Below are 20130 nucleotides of genomic sequence, written 5' to 3' on the forward strand. Positions count from 1 at the left end.
CCACTCCATGAAGCCGATCTGGATAGTAGACGACGACCAATCGATCCGCTGGGTGCTCGAGAAAGCGCTGGCCCGCGAGAATTTTCCGACGCGCAGCTTCGCCAATGTGCGCGAAGCGCTTGCCGCGCTCGAACATGAAAGCCCGCAAGTGCTCGTGTCCGACATCCGGATGCCGGGTGCCTCGGGCCTCGAGTTGTTGCAAGCGGTGCGCGAGAGGCTGCCCGAGCTGCCCGTCATCATCATGACGGCCTATTCCGATCTCGATAGCGCCGTGGCCGCGTTTCAGGGCGGCGCATTCGAATACCTCGCCAAGCCGTTCGACGTCGATAAGGCCGTCGAATTGATACACCGCGCCGTCGACGAAAGTCTGCGCGGCTCGCAAGCGGGCGAGACGGTGCTGGCCGATGCCCCCGAAATGCTGGGGCAAGCGCCGGCAATGCAGGACATGTTCCGCGCGATCGGACGGCTCTCTCATTCGGCGGCGACCGTGTTGATCACGGGCGAATCCGGTACCGGGAAAGAATTGGTCGCGCGTGCGCTGCATCGGCACAGTCCGCGTGCAAACGGTCCGTTTATCGCGCTCAATACCGCCGCGATTCCGAAGGATCTTTTGGAGTCCGAACTGTTCGGTCACGAGCGCGGTGCATTCACCGGCGCGCAGGCGATGCGGCAAGGCCGGTTCGAACAAGCCGAAAGCGGCACGCTGTTTCTCGACGAAATCGGCGACATGCCGTTCGATCTGCAAACGCGCTTGCTGCGGGTCTTGTCGGACGGGCAGTTCTATCGCGTAGGCGGTCACAGTCCCTTGCGGGCGAACGTGCGCGTGATCGCGGCCACTCACCAGAATCTGGAGTCGCGTGTACGCCAGGGGTTGTTCCGGGAGGACTTGTATCACCGCCTGAACGTCATCCGCTTGCGTTTGCCGCCGCTGCGCGAGCGACGCGAGGACATCCCCTTGCTCACGCGGCACTTTCTCCAGAAGAGCGCGCGCGACCTCGGCGTCGAACCCAAGCGCGTATCGGATGCGGCGCTCGCCTATCTCGCGACGCTGGCGTTTCCCGGCAACGTGCGTCAGCTCGAGAATCTGGCGAATTGGTTGACCGTCATGGCGCCTGCTCAGACGATCGAGATCAAGGATCTACCGCCCGATCTCGTCTCGGGCAGTACGCCCGAAGCCAGCACCGAGATCGTCGCGGGCCCCGCGGCAACGCAAGTCTCGGCGAGCGCATCGCCCATGCCGGAAACCGAGCGCAACGGCTCGGCGGCAATCGTGCCGGCGGCGTTGGCAGGCGTGGCAACGGGTTTGCCCGTGAGCGTATGGGAGAGCGGTTTGCGTGCGGAAGTGGCGCGCATGCTGCGCGATAACACCGTGGACGTCATGGACGAACTCGCGCGTCGCTTCGAGGCGGCCGTGATTCGAGAGGCGCTCGATTTCACGCGCGGACGCAAGGTCGAAGCCGCCGAGCGGCTCGGCATCGGACGGAACACCATCACGCGCAAGATTCAGGAACTGCATCTCGAGTCGTGATCGGCGTTAAGCGGTAGCGGCGTGCAGGCCGGCGGCTCGATGCGAGCGCCGGCCCTTTTTCATTGTGCCGCTGCTTTAGGCTATTGCCGATCGTTTGGGCGGCGGCACCGTGCGCAATTAAGACAATTGGGCGATCACGGGAGCGTGGTCGGACGGCTGGTCCCATTTGCGCGGCGTCTTATCGACTTCACAAAGCGTGCACGATTGCGCGAGCGCGGGCGAGAGCAGGATGTGGTCGATGCGCAAGCCCGCATTGCGGCGGAAAGCCAACATGCGATAGTCCCACCAGGTAAAGGTCTTTTCCGGTTGTTCGAATTGCCGGAACGCATCGACGAAGCCCAATTCGATCAGCCTGACGAACGCTGCGCGTTCCTCGGGGGAGACGAGATTTTGGCCTTCCCATGCCTTGGGATCATGCACGTCGCGATCCTCGGGGGCGATGTTGTAATCGCCCAGCAACGCAAGCTTCGGATGGCGGTGCATTTCGTCTTTCAGCCATTGGTCGAGCGCGTCTAGCCAGCGCAGCTTGTAGGCGAATTTGTCGGTGCCCGGCGCCTGTCCGTTCGGAAAGTAGGCCGATACGATGCGCGAGCCGCCCACGGTCAACGCGATCACGCGTTGTTGTTCGTCGTCGAAACCGGGGATGTTGCGCACGACGTCGCCTTCGTCGACCTCAAGGCCGTCGCGTACGAGGATGGCGACGCCGTTGTAGGTCTTTTGTCCGGCAAACCAGCTTCGATAGCCCTTTTCGGCCAATTCGGCGCGCGGAAACTTCTCGTCGGGCATCTTCAATTCCTGAAGGCAGAGCACGTCGACATGGCTCAACTCGAGCCAGTCGATGACGTGCTGCTGGCGAACCTTCAGCGAATTGACGTTCCAGGTGGCAATCTTCATGAGATGTCCAGGGTGTTGAAGCGTAAGCGATACGGCATTTTACCTAGATGGTGATATACGCATTGATTGTCGGTTTTGCAGGCAATGCCTCTTGTTCGGCGTTTGCATCGTATATAGCCCCCCTCTCGGGGTCACGCTGATTCCAACAAGGCTTGGTAGCTATTGCGAATGAGGCTGAGTGCAAGTGTGGATCGAGCGAAGATCCCGGCTTTGCCGCTAGCTGCTGGTGCCATCGTGGCTGTTCAACAGGATGATTTCGTTGGCTTCGCCGCCGTCGATCTGGCTCGCGTGGCGCATGCGGATCATGTGCTTGGTGAATTCGCGGCGGTCGTCGTGACGCACGCGCATCTGGCACACCATGAACGGCTGGAACCCTTCGCCGCGCAATTCATCTAGCACGGCCGAGGTTGGGATATAGCGGTACCGTTGCGAGAGGCTGTCGTGGGCCGCGTCCGCGAAGATCGAGGGGCCACGGTGCGGATCTGGTCATCCGTGAGAGGGCCGCGCGAGCGCAGCACGGGCGAACCCGAGGCGAAACGACTGGCGAGTTGCATGGTCTTGCTCCTGATAAAAATGGCTTTTCAAAAGCGCAACCGGATTCCAAGATTCGAGCCCGCTTTTCTGGGTTCGGGTTGTCCGGTTACGTTGGCGCAGGGAGCTGGGCTGTCCCGTTACCTCCGTCTTTCCTGAGTTCATCGCCCGCGACGCTCGGGAGCGCGCGGGCCGGGGCTGTCAAGGAAAGAGGCGTCCGGGGTGGGGCGGCCCGCAGCGCTGCGAGGACACGGCCGGACGCACCTTGACGGCCCTGGCCCGCGGGCTACAGTCGCGCGAGAGGTGATGAACGAGGGAAGACGGTGTCGGCGGCAATGGCCGCAGACGGCGCGGCTCCGGGCAAGCGAAGCGCGCAGGCCCGGATCGCGGGACGGGGCCGGAGGTGTCAGGGATGGAAGCCGGCAGGGCGAGATGCCGAAGGTGGCTCGATGCGTAACACGAGAGCCCGACCCCGCCTCATGTCATGAAGCAGGGGGACACACGATTCCGGCAGAGGTGAGACGGGGAGGGATAGCTTGACTGGTGGCCGGTATTACGCAGACGATATGCCCCCCCATAACGGAAAATAACGGGATCACATGCCACGGACCACAAAAAAAAACAGCGTCATCAGGGGATTTGCGGTCAGGCCCAAACCGAAAGTTGAGAAACCCTCGCTGAAAGAGCGATCCGAGACCTTGAACACCATGGCGTCACTGGTTTACAAGGTTGCCGCGGCGATCGGGGCAGGTATCGTTTTTATCTATCTGTTTGAAATAGGATTTTTTCCGACCGGCCTGACTGCTGCGGAAGTGGTTTTCTTTATTTTTGTGGCGTTGGGTTTTGGCCTGGTCTATCCGATCCTGCTGGGTTTTGGTGCCGGGGCGGCAATATGGCTGTTCCAGCTGATGGTCTGGCTACGTGATTGTCAGGTGTTCCCGCGGCGGCGCGGAACGGCAGGATGGACGGGCGGACGTATTCCGGGAAACCGTGTAGCCCGGTGGATGCATCGCGTCAGGTTCCGGAGTACGCGCTTTGCACGGCGAGGGTTTCACCCCCGGTACGCCGAACTGCGGGGCAGGGCTTATACACTCATCTCGCTTCCGCTCTGCGCGGTTTTCGCTTCGCTGACGATACTGGTCGGGCCGGGGTCCGTGAAGCGGTTGATGATCGGCCTTTTCGTTGGCGGGCTGGTTGCGCTTACGCTTTCTGATAGCGGCAGGAGAAAGAGGTCGGGGCGTTCGGCAAAGAATCGCTACTGGACTTCTCCCTGGTCTCGCCTGCTGCTGGCCCTGGTGTTGCCGCTGGCTTTGCTGGGCAGCCTTCACAGTGGAATGGAGATCGTTCATCTGGTGTTCCAGCAACTGGGGATCCGGATACTGAATGTCAGTGTGGAAGTGCCGGCCAGTGAACTGGATTCGATGGAACGGATCTCCGATGCACTGAATCGCCCGCTCCTGGATTGCCATCGTTCGGGCAAGGAGGACCGGCTCCTGATCCATCATGCCAATGTGCTCTGGACCGGCATCGGCAGTGTCACTGACCTGTCGTTTGAGGTAGGCCATCCGGCATCTGCCGGATGGTTCGCGCCGGACCCGAAACCATCGCAGCAGGCGACGCTGCGGCTCGATACCAGTTCGCTCCGTATTCTTGATGCACGGCCCCCACTGAATCCGTGCTTTGACCTGCCGAATGACATGTTGTTTGGAACGGCCGAGTATGACCTTACGCCTGAGGCTCAGGCCAGACTGAAAGCCCTTGTGTCGCAGATACAGGACGATGGTCGGGTGGCAAAGATTGTCGTGCGGGGCCACAGCGATGCACGCCGTATCGATGGCAAGATGGCGCGTGACGTGGGCGATAACCAGCGGTTGTCGGAGCGACGCGCACAGGCCGTGGCCGATGCGTTGGGCAAACTGCTCGCAATGCCAGACGTCAGTATCGCCGCTGAGGGAGCCGGCAGTCGCGAACCGAAGGTTAACTGCCCGGTCGGTCTGGCGACAACGCCTTATGAAGCGCAGCAGTGTAACGCGCCCAATCGCCGTGTCGAGATTCGTGTCACCTATGCGCCGGGTTCGGCACAGCCCGCCGCTCAGGCGCCGCGGGTCTCGCCGTAACCTGCGGCCGCGGTGACAAGCCGGTCGTCGGGGCAGGCAGTCCGAAGCGGTTCGACGCGAAACACGGGCGCCCGACCTTGCCCCATGTCATGAGGCATGGGGACTTCATAATGCCGGTGATCACGTTTGATGGTGCCGGCGTGGGATTGCGTTCGTGTATCGGGATTGGATAGCTGGCTGGCCGGTGCGATCACGTGTCAATGCAACGGGCGAGCTGCTTGACGCTCTCTACGCAGGATGATTCAGTAACCGGCACGATCGAAACAGTTTGACGTATCAGGAATCGGGGTATCGAGAAAATGGATAAAGAAAAACTTGAAAAAATAAAAAAAGAGACGCAGTTCATACACAAAAAGTATGTTGCACACGTCGCCGACCGGGTAATCCAGCGTGTCGTTGATTTTATAAATCAGACGATGTACAAGGCGATCGGTAAGACGATGAGTTTTAGTTGGGCTGATAAACCCTATTTCAGGGCCTATGCGCATCGTGAGACGCCGGAGCATCATCATGTTGTGATCAGCTATGGTTTTGCGATTGAACTGTATCGTGATGCGTTTGTGCTCAGTAAATTTGCGCACCTTCACTTCTGCGAGCCCAAATATGAAGGCATTTTCGGAAAATCAAGTGCTGACCGGGAGGGGGTGTTGCCGCCCGGCGTCAACGAGCATCAATGCAAGATGCTGATGTTTGAGACGACCCTGGAGTGGGTGTTTTTTCATGAGTTGGCCCATCTTGCCCAGGGGCATCTTGAGATAAGGGAGCAGCGGGCGCCAACTGGCCATACGGATATGGTTGAAGAAATGCTGGCCGATGGCAGCGAGCCATTACAGGGCGTCGCCGCGCTGATCTCCCATGTGACGGAAATCGCCGCGGATGTCGAAGGCTTTACGACCTACATTCAATATCGTTATCTGGCGACCAGCGGAAAAATTCCATACGCTGTCGTTTACATGATGGTCTGTGGATTGACCTGTCTGTTCAATCGGTTCTTCGGTCCGTCAGGGGACGATTTCGATCCGGTGCCGCGTGGTTCGCATCCTAATCCAGCCCTGAGATGGGAGCTTCTGTTACCGACCATCTATGGATATTTTCTGGATGACCGGGTGAAGGGCAGAATTCCAGCCTGGGAGTACAGTCGGGAAGAATTGATCGTTCAACTGACTGAGGCAAGTATGCTCGCAAACATGTACTGGCATATTCGTTATCTGGAAGAACGGGGTGGCCTTCCGAATTTCATGCGGGCGGCAAGCATGGACAGTCCGGCGGTTCGATCGTATTTGCGGGAAGTTGTTGCGACCCTGGATGAAATAACGCCGGACATCGAGCGACGTTATATTTTCCCCATACGACCATCGCTTCCCGTCTTTACCCCGGAATGGCGGGAACGGTTGAGTGAGACATGAGCTCGATGCCCAGTGATGGAGCGGCGCGGAAATGTTGTCTGACGGTGCCTCGATCAGGGGAGGATAAGGGCGTTGGGCGCGATTCGGGCAACCGGCTGGCCGGCAGGCTGGGCGGGCGCAGCTGCCGGCGCGGGTCGGGGCTGGGCTGGCGGGAACGGGTAGACTGGTGGCTGGGCGGTCGCGAGGCGGGCAGGTGTTGCCGGATCCAGAACCTGATGGAGTCCGGAACGGCCGTTGCCCAGCGGCGCCATGAAGGGGGCGATGTGCGGCCATCCTCGTAAGTCCAGCCGGGCGTAGTAGCGGAAGATCCAGTAGGCGATGCTGTCCGCGAGCTGGATAAGCCGCGTCGACCGGGAGTCGACAAACATAGGGACTTCGGCGAAGTTACGGAGTCGGCCTCCGGCGTGTCCGACCTGCTTGAATGTTCGGTGCAGCGCCTGCATGTCCTTTTCTTCGACCGCCCGTTTTTGATCCAGCACAAACAGGCCGCGTTGGGCGTCGTGGCGGTTGCGCTGAAATTTGAGTGCCAGATAGTCGTCGAACTTGGACGCCAGAATTTCGTAGCAGTAGGGAAGGATGTCCGCCGTGCGCAGCATCTGGCTCTGTTCGACGACGGCCGCGAAAACGTTCAGCTTCGGGCGGATGCCTGTGAGCACGCCGATGACGTCGGCCGCGGCCTGGGAGCGTTCCTCGGCACTGAATTGTCCCCAGCCTTCCTTGCCGGAGAACATGGGGGAGGCATGGAGCTCGAGATAGGTGCCGGCACGCTGCTCGAAGGGGGCGGCGATGGCATCCAGTGCCTGTTCGAGCCAGTGCGTCTGACGCTCGAAGACCGAAACCCCGGCCAGCACAAAGAAGGGCGTGTTCAGGTCGCCTGGCGAACCCGATTCGTCCAGATACGTCAGGTACATGCATTTTCCCCGTAGCAGAAATGAAAACGGGCTGCCGAAGCAGCCCGTCGTATCTGGTAAGCCAGGTGGAACAATCGTCCAGCGTGTCGCAACTTCACGGCACTCCCGACTCGGCAGCAATCATACCAGAAATCTCCCGGAAGGCAATCCGCCCGCGCTGCCTGATTGACGCTCGTCCTGCCGGGAGGCGGGTTCCGATTTTTCCTGCACGGGCCGGATAGGTGGGGCATCGCACCGGAGGTCGTGGTGCTCGTGACGTTGAGGCCGCCCGTCCGGCCGGAAATTCGCGCAGTCATAAGTGACTTGAGGCGGAATTTTATGACCAATCAGGCAGTGAGTCTCGCGTCGATATTATCGGAATCCAGCCAGGCTCGACGGACCGTGGCCGGAGGTTGATAGCGATGCGCGCTATGGGGCCGACACTCCTTGTAGAACTGTCGCCAGCGTTCGATGAGCACCTTGGCCTCGGCTCGGCTGCGGAACCATTCCTGGTTCAGCAATTCGTCACGCAGCTTGCCGTTGAAGCTCTCGACGAACCCGTTTGCCACGGACTGCCGGGCGCAATGAAGGCCGGACCGATGGCAGCATCTCGCAGCCAACGCATGACCTTGGCAGCGGTAAATTCGGCGCCGTTGTCCGACCGAACGAACGCTGGCTTGCCGTACGGCCGCATCAGTCGCGACAGTGTCAGGATGACATCCTGCGATCTCAGGCTGGCGCCGACCTCGATCGCCAGGCACTCGCGGGTGTATTCATCGATCACGCTAAGCATCTTTAACGCCCGTCCGTCTACCGACTGGTCATGCACGAAGTCGTAGCCCCATACCGAATTGGGTTGTGTCGCACCGGGCAGGCGAATGTCGTTTCCGCAACGACGACGGCGAGGACGCCGCCGCGGAATGTTGAGTTGCAAGGCTCGCCACATTCGCCGCACGCGCGATTCGCCCATCGCCAGCCAAGCCGACATTCGCCGGTAGCCGAAGCGCGGCACTTCCTGGGCAGCCGCTATCAGTCGCTCGCCCAGGCTGCGATCCTTCTCCGGTTGCTTGAGCGTATAGGTTGCTACCCGGCGACTCAACCCGAGATAGCAACATGCCTTGCGTTGCGATAGCTCCCGCCGAGTCAGGACTTCCAGCGCTTCGCGCCGGCCCGTTGGGGTGCTCATTTTTTTCGGCTGAATTCCTTCAGGCCGTCGATGAACAGCAATTGCTCAGCAATCAGGCGCTTGAGCCGCTCGTTCTCCGACTCCAGATCCTTGAGCCGGCGGGCGTCGGCCACATCTATGCCCCTGAACTTGTTGCGCTAACGATAGAACGTCTGTTCCGAGGTGTTGTGGCGCTTGCACAGATCCTTCACCGGCTCGTCCCGCCTCTCGGCCTCGCGCAAGATTTGGATGATTTGCTCGTCGGTAAATCGCTTCTTCATCGAGTTCTCCTTGCCTCTAGGATAAAAGAGAACTCACTTGCCAGATGGCTACAAGAAACGTCTCAGGTCAGGGCGTGCATGGCCGTATATCGGGCTCTGGATATACGGAAGGATATACATTTTTCTTCCGGATTGCCTGAATCATCTTCGGATCGCTTTGGAAGAAAACCCCTGTAAACAAGCGGCATACAGCCATTTCTACGGACGCTACCGGACCCCCTCGGACAACAATTACGTTATCAGGTGGCGATTTTCATGGTCTTCGTGCATCCGTGCTGGTCGATTGTGTCCTGATGATGAGCGCGCGGCCGGCGCCGCCCGCGATGGCCCGCATCGCATTGCGTCGGACGGTTATGCGGGGCGCTCTCGTGATCGAATGCGATCTTAGCGCATGGGCGCGGATCGCTCTGTCTACCGGATAAAATCGAAGGTAGGTAGCCGGCCACGGGATATCGTAGGCAACCGGCCGCGGGAAATCGATTCGAAGATAAAGGAGTGCGAGAGATGGACAAGAAGGGCTTCACCACAAGCGTCGTTCATGGCGACAGAATCGCGGGTACCGAGCACGGCGGCGTTCGCCAGCCGATTCATACGTCCGTGCAGTACGGTTTCGAGCGTGTGGAGGATCTGATCGGCGTGTTCCAAGGCACGAAAAAAGGCGGTTTCAACTACGCGCGCCAGGGTACGCCCACCACCGCGGCGCTCGAGCGCAAGATCACGAACCTGGAAGAGGGGATCGGCACGATCTGCTTCGCCACCGGAATGGCCGCCATCACGGCGACGTTTCTCACGCTCTTGCGCGCAGGAGATCATCTTGTCTCGAGCCGTTACGTGTTCGGCAACACCAATAGTTTGTTCGGCACATTGCGTAGGCTCGGTATCGAGGTCACGACCGTCGATGCATGCGACGCCGAGAACGTGAAAAACGCGATTCAACCGAATACGCGGATGGTGTTCGTCGAAACCATCGCGAATCCGGGCACACAGATCCCCGACTTACAACGTATCGGAGACGTATGCCGCGAGCACGGCATCGCGTATGTCGTCGACAACACGATTACTTCTCCGGCATTGTTCAAGCCGAAGGCGGTGGGTGCGAGCCTCGTGATCAATTCGCTGACCAAGACGATCGCGGGCCATGGCGCTGCGCTCGGCGGAGCGGTGACCGACACGGGGCTCTTCGATTGGAGCGCGTATCCGAACATCGCGGACGAATACCGGCGTTCCGCGGCGAAGGAACAGGGGCTCTTGCAGATTCGTAAGAAGGGCCTGCGGGATATGGGCGCGGCGCTGTCTTCCGAACAGGCTCATTCGATTGCGATGGGGATGGAAACGCTTGCTTTGCGCGTGAAGCAAAGCAGCGACAACGCGTTGGCGCTCGCGCAGTTTCTGGAGGGGCACAAAGCGATCGGCAAGGTCTGGTATCCGGGTCTTAAGAGCCATCCGCAATACGACATCGCGCAAGCGCTGTTCAAGGGTGCGTCGTGGTTGTTGTCGTTCGAATTGCTTGACGCGCAGCGCATGATCGAAGTCGTCAACGCGTTGGAACTGCCGATCAAGGCAACCGGGCTTGGCGACACGCGTACGTTGATCATTCCCGTTGCGCCGACGATCTTCTTTGAAGCCGGCGCGCAAACGCGCAAGGCGATGGGCATCTCCGACGGCATGCTGCGGCTGTCGGCAGGGATCGAAGACATCGACGACCTCATTGCAGACTTCTCGCAAGCGCTGAAGCTGGCGGTGTGACGCGCCGGGATGCGGCTAGGTGCGGTTCATCGTCGCTCTCCATTGACACATATCAACGGCATACCGACGCAACCGGGGAAGATGGAACCTCGGAATCAGGTGTGAGCGTTTCGCGACGGCGGCGCGAAAGCGGAACGCGACCGCTCCGGATCGAGGCGCAGCCTTTCCGGGCGAGGGAGGGCAATGATGCGGGCGAAATTTCGAATTGGATTGGCGACATTCGCGATATTTTTCGCCATTCTCGGCATTTTTGCAGCCATTCACGGCCTCTTTTTCGAACAAGCCCGGATCGTTCGTTATGGTGCCGCGGCCGTCACCCTCGGCGTAGCGGCGTTTGTGCTGCTGCTCAATCCGCGAACGGGCGTCGATGGCGACTCGAAGACGGATCGACGTAAATGAAAGGGATTCTGCGGCTCGCCTTCAAGCTGCTCGTCAATGACAACGCAAAGTTTACCGCGTTGTTGGTCGGCATCACATTTGCGGTCTTTTTGATGATCGAGATGACTTCCCTGTTTGCCGGCATTCTTAACAAGGCGTCGGCGACGGTGACGAACATCGGTGCGAAGGTATGGGTCATGGACCCGGCCGTGCAAACGGTGGCGAATAGCATCGCCATGCCCGACTATGTCATCGACGCGGTGCGCAGCATCGATGGCGTGAAGTATGCGGTGCCGCTCTATTCGGGATCGGCGCTGCTCAAGTTGAAAGACGGCACTTATCAAGCAGCGACCGTGATCGGCTTAGACGACGCTACCCTGTATGGCTGGCCGAACATGTTAGAGGGGCGCATAGAGGACATCTTTGCGGAGAACGGGTTTATCGCGATCCGCGATTCGGAGTTTCGTAAGCTCGAGAACCCCAAACTCGGGACCGATTTCGAACTGAACGATCACCGCGCGATTGTCGTCGGTATCGCTAGCGTGCCCAGTAGCGGCTTGTTCGGCACGCCGACGCTCTACACGACTTATCACAGGGCAGTTCAGTACATCCCGTCCACGCGATTCACTACCTCATACATCCTCGTCGAGCCGAAATCCGTGGCGGATATCGCTCGAATCAAGCAGCAAGTTCATGCGCTGGGCTACGTCGCCTATACGCGTGCGGAATTTATCCAGCGCATCTCGGATTTCTACAAATACCAGACGGGACTCGGTACCAACATTCTCTTGATGACCGTGATCAGCTTCGTGGTCGGTCTGTCGATTTCGGGGCAGACGTTTTATACGTTCATCATCGAAAACTTGGACAAATTCGGTGCGCTCAAGGCGATTGGAGCGAAGAGTCATGAACTCGTCGCGATGATTCTGTTTCAAGCGACGTTCACTGCATTGGCCGGATATGGAATAGGCATCGGCTTATGCGTGGGCTCGATCAGTCTTGCAAGGCTGCGCGTTCCGGATTATGCCGCACTCGTTACCTACCGAAATTTAGCGACAGCTTTCGCGATGGTGGTCGTCATTTCGGCGGTGTCGAGCTACCTGGGTGTGCGCCGTGTCTTGCGCATCGAGCCCTTTGACATTTTCAGGGGCTAGCGATGACGGACGTCGCTATCGATGCGAAATCGCTCAATAAGGCGTTCGGCGAGGGCGATGGGCGTACGGTCGCGCTCAAGGACGTGTCGCTTCAAGCGAAATTCGGCGAGCTGTTGATGATCGTCGGGCCGTCCGGCAGCGGCAAGACGACGTTGCTGAGCGTCATTTCGGGCGTGCTGCGGCCCGACAGCGGCGACGTGACGGTGGCTGGCACTGATCTTTGGAGTCAGGCCGGCGACTCGATTGCGGAATTTAGATTGAATCATATCGGCTTCGTGTTTCAGGACTATCACCTTTTTCCGCGCTTGACGACCGCGGAAAACGTGGCCATTCCGCTCATTCTCAAGCGTTGGGACTGGGGGGACGCACTGAATGAGGCGCTCAAATACCTCGAGATCGTGGGGCTCAAGAGCCGGGCGGAGCTCGCTCCTGTCAAACTTTCTGGCGGCGAGCAGCAGCGGGTCGCCATTGCCCGCGCGATGGTGAGCCAGCCAGACATACTGATTCTCGATGAGCCGACTGCGTCGCTCGATGGCGATACTGGGCGAGCCATTATCGACTTCGTCGCACGTCAAGTGCTGAACGACAGACGTTGCATCGTAATCGTCACCCACGACGCGCGAATCTTCGACTACGCAGACCGCGTTGTGCATATGGAAGACGGGCAGTTGAAGTGCATCGATCAGGGAGGTGCGCAATGAAGTATCGACTGCTATTTCTGCTCGCCATTGCAGGTTTCCTTGCGGGGATTGGGGCCGCGTATGTCTCTGGCGTTCAGCCGCCGACGCGCCCGCCCGTTTTCGACCCCGCGTCCAATCCCTATGCTCACGGCGTATATGCGGAAGGAATTGTGGAGAGCGACCAGGCAAGCGGAGAAAACATCAATCTCTATCCCGATGTCGCGGGACCCGTCACACGGATTCTCGTTCGCGAAGGCGAGGCGGTGAAGGCAGGGGCGGTGCTGCTCACGATCGACGACTCGATTCAGCAAGCCACGGCGTCGCAACTCGAAGCACAGGCCGAGGCTGCGGCAACGATGCTCGACGAATTGAAGGCCCAACCGCGGCGCGAGACGCTTGAGGTCGTACAAGCCCAGGTTGGGGCGGCGGCCGCCAGCCTCAAGATGGCGCAGGACCAATACGACAAGCAGGAGCGCGCTTATGCGATCGACTCAAAGGCGGTCAGCAAGGATGTGCTCGATAACTTGCGCAACAATGTGAAGGTCGCGCGGGCGAATCTCGAAGTGGTGACGCGTCAATTTCAACTGACTCGCGCGGGTGCGTGGAATTACGACATTCGTAATCAAGAGCGGCAAGCGCAAGCGCTCGCGAAGGCGGCGGCGGCGTCCAATGCACTGCTGTCGAAGTACACGATCCGCGCTCCGGCCGACGGCGTGGTGCTCTCGATCAACGCCGCTCTCGGCTCATACGTCTCGCCGCAAGGCGTATATGAAAGCTATGCGCAAGGTCAAGCGCCGATGCTGGTCATGGGCTCAGCCAATACGCGACTCGCCGTGCGCTGCTATGTGGACGAGATACTCATTCACCGCTTGCCCGACGTTAAGACATTTAAAGCGCGTATGTTCGTGCGCGGTACGAACATCGAATTGCCGCTCGAATTCAGCCGTATCCAACCTTACGTGTCGCCCAAGATCCAGCTTTCCGATCAGCGCACGGAGCGTGTCGACGTGCGCGTACTGCCGATGATCTTCCGGATCGCACAGTTGCACGGCACTCGCCTTTACCCAGGGCAGTTGGTCGATGTCTACATTTCGACCGAGTGACCGCAGGCAGCGGTTTGTACCTTGCGTGATCGTTGCGATGGTTGCTGCGTTAGCGGTCGATTGCGCGTTGACGAGTTGCGCGGTTGGGCCGGATTTCGTCGCACCGACGGCACCGAATGTCGCTCAATTTGTCCACGGAAAACCCACGCAAGACTTGATTGGGGCCGAGCGCGGATCGCAAAGATTCGACGCCGGGGGAGCGCTCCCCACGGATTGGTGGACGCTATTCGGTTCGCGTGCCATTGATACGGCGGTTTCTGAGGCACTGGTGGGAAACGCGACGCTGGAAGAGGCGCAGGCCTCGCTCCGGCAGAGCGAGGACGCCATGCGGGCGGGCGCGGGCGTGTTCTTTCCTCAGATCGATGCCGGATTCGGTGGCTCGCGCGAAAAATACTCGCCCTTGCGGGTCGGTCAAGATTTGCCGCCGACGATCTTCAACCTATTTACGTTGACCGCGTCGGTCAGCTACGTGCTCGACCTCTGGGGTGGGGAGCGCCGACTCGTCGAAGGGCTGCGCGCGGAGACTGACGTGGCCCGATATTCGCTGCTGGCGACCTATTTGACGCTGACGACCAACGTGGTGAACGCTATGATCGCTCGCGCGGCTTATACCGACGAAATCGCTGCGATGCGCGAGACGATCGATCTCGTGCGCGAGCAAGTTCGGATCGCTACCACGCAAGCAGAGGCGGGGACAGCGGCCTATTCGGCCGTGCTGACGCTCGAGAGCGAGTTGGCGACGATGGAAGCGTCCTTGCCTTCGCTCGTACAAAAGCGCGTGCAGACGGAGGATTTGCTCGCGACGCTTGCGGGCCAGTACCCCGCCGATTGGCACGGCGATACGGTGAGCCTATCCGATATCGCGGTGCCGGAAGACTTGCCTCGCGCGGTGCCCTCGGAACTCGTACGCCGCCGGCCCGATATCCTGCGAGCCGAGGCGGCGTTGCATACCGCGAGTGCGAACGTAGGCGTAGCGACGGCCAATCTGTTTCCTAGTCTGACGTTGTCCGCAACAGGCGGTTACGGCAATTCATCGATGGCGGCGCTGTTGCGCGCGGGCGGACAAACCTGGAGCTTCGGCGCCAGTATCACCGCGCCGATCTTTCATGGCGGTTCGCTTTGGTATCAGCGGAAAGCCGCACTCGCCGCGCTCGACGCATCTCGCTCGGCTTACCGGCAGATCGTCCTCGCGGCATTCGCGCAAGTCGCCGATACGTTGCGGGCGCTCGAGCACGATGCGGCAACGCTCGATGCGCAAGCGCGCGCACTTGCCTCCGCGAGGGAAGCCCTACGGCTTATACGGGTGAATTACGAGGCCGGCACGGTCGACTACGTACAGATCCTGCTTGCGGACCAGCAATATCATCAGGCGAAGATTGCCTATTTGCAGGACGTTGCGCAGCGCTTGCAAGATACCATTGCGCTTTATGCCGCCCTCGGCGGAGGTTGGGGGACGGCGGATTGACCGTCGGCGAGATCGGCCCATCCAAGCGGTGCAAACATATGTCCGCCCGCAAGCTCCACGGTCTGGACGACGCTCAGGAGCGTCGAGCCTGCCATGATTTTGAGCGGTGGGCCGCCGGCATAACTCTCGGTGCGCAGCCAAGGAAACTTACCTGTGTTGACATCGAGCGCGCTACAGACAATGCGGTCGATGCCTTCGTTCGGGGTGAATAGCGGCCCGTCATAGGCGAGCACGAGGATTTGATCGGGAAAATCGCAATAGGGGTTGCCGGCATACGTTTGGTAAGGGGCGGCTTCCCATCGATCTCCCCATTGCCTCTCGAGCGGGATGTTCGTGAAGAAGGCCCAGGGCGCACGCACGAAACAGAGTCTATACCGGTCGCGTACGCCCTCGAGATTGGTGATCAGTCCCATTGCGGTAGCCTCGGTTCATGTTCGCGATTACGCGAGGTTCATAGGCCAATTCAAGACTAGATGTTTCGTTCGATCGACGGTTGACGCGCAAACCGAGGCGCCGATGGCGGCGCCATTGATATGTATCAAGGGCCTCTCGACCATTCATTTTAGTCTGCCAGCATCGGCCGATGAGGGCTGGAATCGTTGGGAACGCGTATGAATCAGCCACCCGTAATCGAGACGCACGAGCTGTCGCGCAGCTTCGGTCCGTTGACCGCCGTGGACAAATTGACGATTGCGGTTGCGCCGGGCGAAATCGTCGGGTTGCTCGGACGCAACGGTGCGGGTAAATCAACCATCATCAAGATGCTGACCACGTTGCTGCGGCCTACGTCGGGGAGGGCGACCGTCGGAGGTTTCGATATCGTGCGCGAGGCTGCATCGGTGCGGCGCTGCATCGGGTATGTGCCGCAGGCCCTCTCGGCGGACGGCGATCTGACAGGATATGAGAACTTGCTCGTATTCGCGAAGCTTTACGACATTGCGCGCCACGAGCGGGATGGTCGCATTCGCGAGGCGCTTGCAATGATGGGGTTGACGGACTTCGGCGATAAGCTTGTGAAGACCTATTCCGGCGGTATGATCCGGCGGCTCGAAATCGCTCAGTCGACACTGCACCGGCCACGCGTGTTGTTTCTCGACGAGCCGACGGTCGGCCTCGATCCCGTGGCGCGCCTCTCGGTATGGGAGCAAGTGCGCCGGCTTCAAGTCCAGGCCGGCAGCGCGATTTTACTGACGACTCACTATCTGGAGGAGGCTCAGGCGCTTTGTCGGCGCGTCGCTATTTTGTGCAGGGGCCGTGTGGCTGCAATCGGGACCCCCGATGAATTGAAGGCTGCCGTCGGCTTGGACGCAACCTTCGAAGATGTATTCGAGCGGTTCACAAGCGGGGAAGCGGTATTGCCAGGAGCCTACGATGAGACCTCCCAGACCCGACGCGCCGCCCAGCGCCTCGGTTGAGCTGCCGCGCGCGCACTGGTCCTCGTTGAAGACGCGCTTGCCTGCGCTCATGTCATTTGTTCCGAAGACGTTTGCGATCGCCGATATGGAAGTGCGTAAGCTGCGGCACGATCCGACTGAACTCGCGACCCGCGCGATCCAACCGGCATTGTGGTTATTGATATTCGGGCAGGTGATGGGGCGCGCTCGTGCGATCGATACGGCCGGGCAACCATACCTCGATTTCCTGATGCCCGGCATCCTTGCGCAGAGCGTGCTTTTCATCGCTATCTTCAACGGCATTTCGATCATCTGGGAACGAGATTTGGGCATCGTCCACAAGTTTCTGGCGAGTCCTACGCCGCGCGTATCGCTCGTGCTTGGGAAAGCGCTCGGCGGCGGTGTGCGCGCATTGATCCAGGCGGCCGTCGTGCTCGCGTTGTCGGCTACGATCGGGGTGCACATGCGAATCGGTCTCTTAGCGCTCGGTGGGCTTGTCGTTTTCGTCGCACTGGGAGCGGGCGTGTTTTCGAGCTTCTCACTCATCATTGCGTGCCTCGTCAAGACGCGCGAGCGCTTCATGGGCGTCGGCCAATTGTTGACGATGCCGTTGTTTTTTGCGAGCAACGCGATCTATCCGACCTCGATGATGCCTCGAACGCTTCAAATCATCTCGCACTTGAATCCGTTGACGTATGAAGTCGACGCGTTGCGCGTGCTGCTGTTGCCCGGGTTCGGCGCAACCGCGCACCTGGGGATCGCGATCGACCTCGCCGTGCTGATTGGTACGTTCTCTGTCCTAGTGGCACTGAGCGCCCGTCTGTATCCGCACATTGCCGAATGAGCGTGGGCATCGTCGTCGATGACAGTATTGTTTGACACCCCTGCGAAACTCCCATATAATTTATTTCTCTGACGCGGGGTGGAGCAGTCTGGCAGCTCGTCGGGCTCATAACCCGAAGGTCGTAGGTTCAAATCCTACCCCCGCAACCAATACGAAAACCCGTCCTCTGTGGCGGGTTTTTGCTTTTGCGGCGCTTGAATGTCGCGTCTCTCGTTGGTGGTCGACATCCGCTGCGCATCTTTGCGTTCCGCACCCCTGTCTGTTCTTCCAGTGCGCGAGTCCGTCAAGGGAAAAAGAGGACGGGGTTGTAATAAGCTGGGTTATTGCCCAATACCTTTCCTTCATAGCGCATGCGAAGGGCTCGGTCCGCCCATCCGGCCGGTAGGTTGTCGCGCTTAGCGATGTCGTCCCATTCGTCGAATAGGCGGGTCAACACCTCGGGCAAACGAATACTGGAGTTGACGGGCCCGTCGAAGCCGATCACCGGCTTGTTGATCGCACGCGCGAAACGTTGTGCAAATGACGCTGCGCCATTTTCTCCGCTATGGCATGCGATTAGACGTACCACGGCGTGGCCCGACACGTCGCCGATGCGTGCGGCCAAGGCTTCGGGACCGATGAGGATCATGGAGTCGCCATTGGTGAACGCAAGATAGGGTTCGTCGCCTTCGACTATGCCGTGGGCTACGATGTTGAACTCGTCTCCCAGCTCGCCGAAGCTGCCCTCGAATGTATAAATCTGCGCTCGCCTGCCGTCAATTTCCCAGTGCAAGCGGGTGGCGTCGAAGGCTACGCGTGGCTTCGGGGATTGCCAGACGGCGTGTCTCACCTGCTCAAACACGGCATCGCCCGGAAGCAGGCCATGTGCGTTTAAGTGAGTCGCCATTTCGTTGTCGTCCGCAAGGGCATCGAAGTTTTTGACCACGGCTTTTGTTGCCAATTTCGTGAGGCTTGCCACGGCGGCTATCGAGGCGCTGATGCCCACGTGTCCCGATGGATCGGTGTAATTCGTAGGATCTCCCTCGCAGTAGAGGTACGGATGGAAGCCGCCGGCCCCGAACGGGCTCATCGTATCGGGCTGATTGAAGCGCATCAGCGCTGGTAGATACCAGCGGTATCCGTTGCCGAGAGGATACGCGCAGGAGATGCCATCTCCGGAGGAGGCAGCGAAGCCCAATGACATCTCGCCCATGATTGCGTGCCGGTGGAGGTCGGCCTCAGCGTACATGACCCACCGATCCGTCGCGCTGGAAGACTTCATAGGTTACGGAATTCCGACCTTCCGATACTTGAAATGAGTACTGTGTTTTTGTACAGTATCGTTCATATTGAGCACGAGCGCGCCCACTTTTCCCCTATCCATTCCCGCTCCAGCAGGTGCGGCGGCCGCGCTCGCCCGCAAAATCGTTCACTGCGATTGCGATTGCTTCTACGCGTCGGTCGAGATGCGCGACGATCCGAGCCTGCGGGGCAGGCCGCTCGCGGTCGGCGGCCGGCCTGAACATCGCGGCGTAATCGCAACGTGCAACTACGAGGCGCGCCGCTATGGCGTGCATTCGGCAATGTCCTCGGCGCTGGCGATGCGCAAATGCCCCGAGCTCTTGATCATGCCGCCGTCGATGGAGAAATACCGTGTCGCCTCGCGGCAAATCATGGCGATTTACCGCGACTACACGCCGATCGTCGAGCCGCTTTCGCTCGACGAAGCCTATCTCGACGTCAGCGCGGCCACGCGCTGCAAGGGCAGCGCAACATTGATGGCCGCCGAGATTCGCGAGCGCGTGCGTGAGACGGTGGGCGTGACGGTTTCGGCCGGTGTCGCCCCGAATAAGTTCGTGGCCAAGATCGCCTCCGATTGGAACAAGCCGGATGGCCTGTTTGTCGTCCGCCCGCACGAGGTCGACGCGTTCGTGGCGGCATTGCCCGTGCACAAAATCTTCGGGGTGGGGAAGGTGACCGCCGCGAAGCTTAAGCAACTCGGGATCGAAACGTGCCAGGATCTGCGTGAGTGGTCGCTCGTCGAGTTGCATCGGCGCTTCGGCGCATTCGGCCGCAGGCTCTACGATTTATCGCGCGGCATCGATCACCGCGCGGTGCAGCCCGACCAAGAGCGCAAGTCGGTCAGCGTCGAGACGACCTACGTGACCGACCTGCAAACGCTCGATGACTGCGCGGCGCAAATCCGCCAACTCGCCGAGCAACTGGACGCCCGCATCGAACGCGCCGGCGCCGGTGCGGCCATTCGCAAGCTCTACGTCAAAATCCGGTTTGCCGATTTTCAACGAACGACGGTGGAGTGCGTGGCCGGGGCGACCCATGTGCCGACGTTTCTTGCGCTGCTCGAAAAAGGCTTCGCTCGCCGTGCCCATCCGGTCCGCTTGCTGGGCGTCGGCGTACGCCTCGAGGAGGACGATGCCTTGATGTCGGGGCAGTTTAGGCTCTTCGACGAAGAAGACCCGCAAGACGGCGGCGCTCGCTAGAATCGGCGATCGACAACATGCATCGCGGCGCATGCCGCCACGGCCGGTATCGAGCGCCGGCATTCTTCCGAGGA

17 protein-coding genes, 1 tRNA gene and 2 pseudogenes are annotated in these 20130 nt (G+C 59.9%); 13 read left to right on the plus strand and 7 right to left on the minus strand.

Translation table 11 applies throughout. From position 1 onward, the window contains the following. The first annotated feature begins 7 nt into the window (after positions 1–7). Entirely contained in the window at positions 8–1528 is a 1521-nt protein-coding gene (gene ntrC, locus AB1286_RS19640; RefSeq protein WP_430364833.1) for a nitrogen regulation protein NR(I), read from the plus strand. Positions 1529–1645: 117 nt separating this feature from the next. On the opposite strand, the gene xth is transcribed toward ntrC, so the two are convergent. Further along, positions 1646–2422 carry an exodeoxyribonuclease III gene (xth, locus tag AB1286_RS19645; RefSeq protein ID WP_430364834.1) on the minus strand — a complete coding sequence of 259 codons (777 nt, stop codon included), beginning with the start codon at positions 2420–2422 and terminating at the stop codon, positions 1646–1648. Between the two features lie 219 nt (positions 2423–2641). Beyond that, positions 2642–2976, minus strand: a pseudogene (locus AB1286_RS19650) (DUF932 domain-containing protein); the annotation flags it as partial. Between the two features lie 576 nt (positions 2977–3552). Between AB1286_RS19650 and AB1286_RS19655 the strand changes: the two are divergent. Then, on the plus strand, positions 3553–5070 hold the full coding sequence (locus AB1286_RS19655) for an OmpA family protein (RefSeq protein ID WP_430364835.1): 1518 nt from the start codon (positions 3553–3555) through the stop codon (positions 5068–5070). Between the two features lie 299 nt (positions 5071–5369). Beyond that, positions 5370–6476 carry a hypothetical protein gene (locus AB1286_RS19660; RefSeq protein WP_430364836.1) on the plus strand — a complete coding sequence of 369 codons (1107 nt, stop codon included), beginning with the start codon at positions 5370–5372 and terminating at the stop codon, positions 6474–6476. A gap of 53 nt (positions 6477–6529) precedes the next feature. Here the strand turns inward: AB1286_RS19660 and AB1286_RS19665 are convergent, their stop codons facing one another. Both AB1286_RS19665 and AB1286_RS19670 read right to left on the minus strand, forming a co-directional pair. After that, positions 6530–7387 (minus strand): DUF3800 domain-containing protein, encoded by an 858-nt coding sequence (locus AB1286_RS19665; protein WP_430364837.1) that lies wholly within the window; start codon positions 7385–7387, stop codon positions 6530–6532. Between the two features lie 326 nt (positions 7388–7713). Next, positions 7714–8812 (minus strand): annotated as a pseudogene (locus AB1286_RS19670) (IS3 family transposase). A 504-nt stretch (positions 8813–9316) separates the two neighbouring features. Here AB1286_RS19670 and AB1286_RS19675 point away from each other — a divergent pair. After that, entirely contained in the window at positions 9317–10558 is a 1242-nt protein-coding gene (locus tag AB1286_RS19675) for a cystathionine gamma-synthase family protein (protein WP_430364838.1), read from the plus strand. Between the two features lie 95 nt (positions 10559–10653). Here the strand turns inward: AB1286_RS19675 and AB1286_RS19680 are convergent, their stop codons facing one another. Beyond that, positions 10654–10818, minus strand: a complete 165-nt coding sequence (locus AB1286_RS19680; protein WP_430365145.1) for a hypothetical protein — start codon at positions 10816–10818, stop codon at positions 10654–10656. Here AB1286_RS19680 and AB1286_RS19685 point away from each other — a divergent pair. Genes AB1286_RS19685 through AB1286_RS19705 form a run of 5 tightly spaced genes read left to right on the plus strand, consistent with a single transcriptional unit; the run spans position 10745 to position 15338 of the window. Then, a complete protein-coding gene (locus AB1286_RS19685; protein ID WP_430364839.1) occupies positions 10745–10957 on the plus strand; it encodes a DUF2964 family protein in 213 nt (70 codons plus the stop codon). The two genes, AB1286_RS19680 and AB1286_RS19685, sit on opposite strands and share 74 nt — an antisense overlap. Beyond that, the gene (locus tag AB1286_RS19690; RefSeq protein WP_430364840.1) at positions 10954–12090 is read left to right on the plus strand and encodes an ABC transporter permease; all 1137 of its coding nucleotides are present in this window, start codon (positions 10954–10956) and stop codon (positions 12088–12090) included. The genes AB1286_RS19685 and AB1286_RS19690 overlap by 4 nt, the downstream gene beginning before the upstream one ends. Before the next feature lie 2 nt (positions 12091–12092). Beyond that, complete coding sequence (locus AB1286_RS19695) at positions 12093–12791, plus strand: ABC transporter ATP-binding protein (protein WP_430364841.1); 699 nt, start codon at positions 12093–12095, stop codon at positions 12789–12791. Then, positions 12788–13873, plus strand: a complete 1086-nt coding sequence (locus AB1286_RS19700; RefSeq protein ID WP_430364842.1) for an HlyD family secretion protein — start codon at positions 12788–12790, stop codon at positions 13871–13873. Before AB1286_RS19695 ends, AB1286_RS19700 begins: the two co-directional genes overlap by 4 nt. Beyond that, positions 13851–15338 (plus strand): efflux transporter outer membrane subunit, encoded by a 1488-nt coding sequence (locus AB1286_RS19705; protein WP_430364843.1) that lies wholly within the window; start codon positions 13851–13853, stop codon positions 15336–15338. Before AB1286_RS19700 ends, AB1286_RS19705 begins: the two co-directional genes overlap by 23 nt. Here AB1286_RS19705 and AB1286_RS19710 read toward each other — a convergent pair. Continuing rightward, complete coding sequence (locus AB1286_RS19710; protein ID WP_430364844.1) at positions 15299–15751, minus strand: hypothetical protein; 453 nt, start codon at positions 15749–15751, stop codon at positions 15299–15301. The genes AB1286_RS19705 and AB1286_RS19710 overlap by 40 nt on opposite strands. Positions 15752–15949: 198 nt before the next feature. On the opposite strand from AB1286_RS19710, the gene AB1286_RS19715 reads away from it, so the two are divergent. The 3 genes from AB1286_RS19715 (at position 15950) to AB1286_RS19725 (ending at position 17725) form a co-directional block, all read left to right on the plus strand. Beyond that, on the plus strand, positions 15950–16753 hold the full coding sequence (locus AB1286_RS19715) for an ATP-binding cassette domain-containing protein (RefSeq protein ID WP_430364845.1): 804 nt from the start codon (positions 15950–15952) through the stop codon (positions 16751–16753). Beyond that, the gene (locus AB1286_RS19720) at positions 16710–17576 is read left to right on the plus strand and encodes an ABC transporter permease (RefSeq protein ID WP_430364846.1); all 867 of its coding nucleotides are present in this window, start codon (positions 16710–16712) and stop codon (positions 17574–17576) included. The genes AB1286_RS19715 and AB1286_RS19720 overlap by 44 nt, the downstream gene beginning before the upstream one ends. A gap of 72 nt (positions 17577–17648) precedes the next feature. Then, positions 17649–17725, plus strand: a tRNA-Met gene (locus AB1286_RS19725). A gap of 134 nt (positions 17726–17859) precedes the next feature. On the opposite strand, the gene AB1286_RS19730 is transcribed toward AB1286_RS19725, so the two are convergent. After that, complete coding sequence (locus AB1286_RS19730) at positions 17860–18837, minus strand: RHS repeat-associated core domain-containing protein (protein ID WP_430364847.1); 978 nt, start codon at positions 18835–18837, stop codon at positions 17860–17862. Positions 18838–19021: 184 nt separating this feature from the next. Here AB1286_RS19730 and dinB point away from each other — a divergent pair, with 184 nt between their 5' ends. Then, positions 19022–20056, plus strand: a complete 1035-nt coding sequence (dinB, locus tag AB1286_RS19735; RefSeq protein ID WP_430364848.1) for a DNA polymerase IV — start codon at positions 19022–19024, stop codon at positions 20054–20056. Positions 20057–20130: the final 74 nt, after the last annotated feature.

The sequence above is a fragment of the Trinickia sp. NRRL B-1857 genome (assembly GCF_050470685.1).
In the GTDB taxonomy this organism is placed as follows: Bacteria; Pseudomonadota; Gammaproteobacteria; order Burkholderiales; family Burkholderiaceae; genus Trinickia.

What these genes read in the sequence shown, in the direction of transcription:
- AB1286_RS19655 (WP_430364835.1), top strand. Translation starts at nt 3,553, where the DNA reads ATGCCACGGACCACAAAAAAAAACAGCGTCATCAGGGGATTTGCGGTC.
- AB1286_RS19695 (WP_430364841.1), top strand. Translation starts at nt 12,093, where the DNA reads ATGACGGACGTCGCTATCGATGCGAAATCGCTCAATAAGGCGTTCGGC.
- AB1286_RS19710 (WP_430364844.1), bottom strand. Translation starts at nt 15,751, where the DNA reads ATGGGACTGATCACCAATCTCGAGGGCGTACGCGACCGGTATAGACTC.
- AB1286_RS19720 (WP_430364846.1), top strand. Translation starts at nt 16,710, where the DNA reads ATGAGACCTCCCAGACCCGACGCGCCGCCCAGCGCCTCGGTTGAGCTG.
- AB1286_RS19690 (WP_430364840.1), top strand. Translation starts at nt 10,954, where the DNA reads ATGAAAGGGATTCTGCGGCTCGCCTTCAAGCTGCTCGTCAATGACAAC.
- AB1286_RS19660 (WP_430364836.1), top strand. Translation starts at nt 5,370, where the DNA reads ATGGATAAAGAAAAACTTGAAAAAATAAAAAAAGAGACGCAGTTCATA.
- AB1286_RS19685 (WP_430364839.1), top strand. Translation starts at nt 10,745, where the DNA reads ATGCGGGCGAAATTTCGAATTGGATTGGCGACATTCGCGATATTTTTC.
- AB1286_RS19705 (WP_430364843.1), top strand. Translation starts at nt 13,851, where the DNA reads ATGTCTACATTTCGACCGAGTGACCGCAGGCAGCGGTTTGTACCTTGC.
- ntrC (WP_430364833.1), top strand. Translation starts at nt 8, where the DNA reads ATGAAGCCGATCTGGATAGTAGACGACGACCAATCGATCCGCTGGGTG.
- dinB (WP_430364848.1), top strand. Translation starts at nt 19,022, where the DNA reads ATGCGCGACGATCCGAGCCTGCGGGGCAGGCCGCTCGCGGTCGGCGGC.
- xth (WP_430364834.1), bottom strand. Translation starts at nt 2,422, where the DNA reads ATGAAGATTGCCACCTGGAACGTCAATTCGCTGAAGGTTCGCCAGCAG.
- AB1286_RS19730 (WP_430364847.1), bottom strand. Translation starts at nt 18,837, where the DNA reads ATGAAGTCTTCCAGCGCGACGGATCGGTGGGTCATGTACGCTGAGGCC.
- AB1286_RS19715 (WP_430364845.1), top strand. Translation starts at nt 15,950, where the DNA reads ATGAATCAGCCACCCGTAATCGAGACGCACGAGCTGTCGCGCAGCTTC.
- AB1286_RS19665 (WP_430364837.1), bottom strand. Translation starts at nt 7,387, where the DNA reads ATGTACCTGACGTATCTGGACGAATCGGGTTCGCCAGGCGACCTGAAC.
- AB1286_RS19700 (WP_430364842.1), top strand. Translation starts at nt 12,788, where the DNA reads ATGAAGTATCGACTGCTATTTCTGCTCGCCATTGCAGGTTTCCTTGCG.
- AB1286_RS19675 (WP_430364838.1), top strand. Translation starts at nt 9,317, where the DNA reads ATGGACAAGAAGGGCTTCACCACAAGCGTCGTTCATGGCGACAGAATC.
- AB1286_RS19680 (WP_430365145.1), bottom strand. Translation starts at nt 10,818, where the DNA reads ATGGCTGCAAAAATGCCGAGAATGGCGAAAAATATCGCGAATGTCGCC.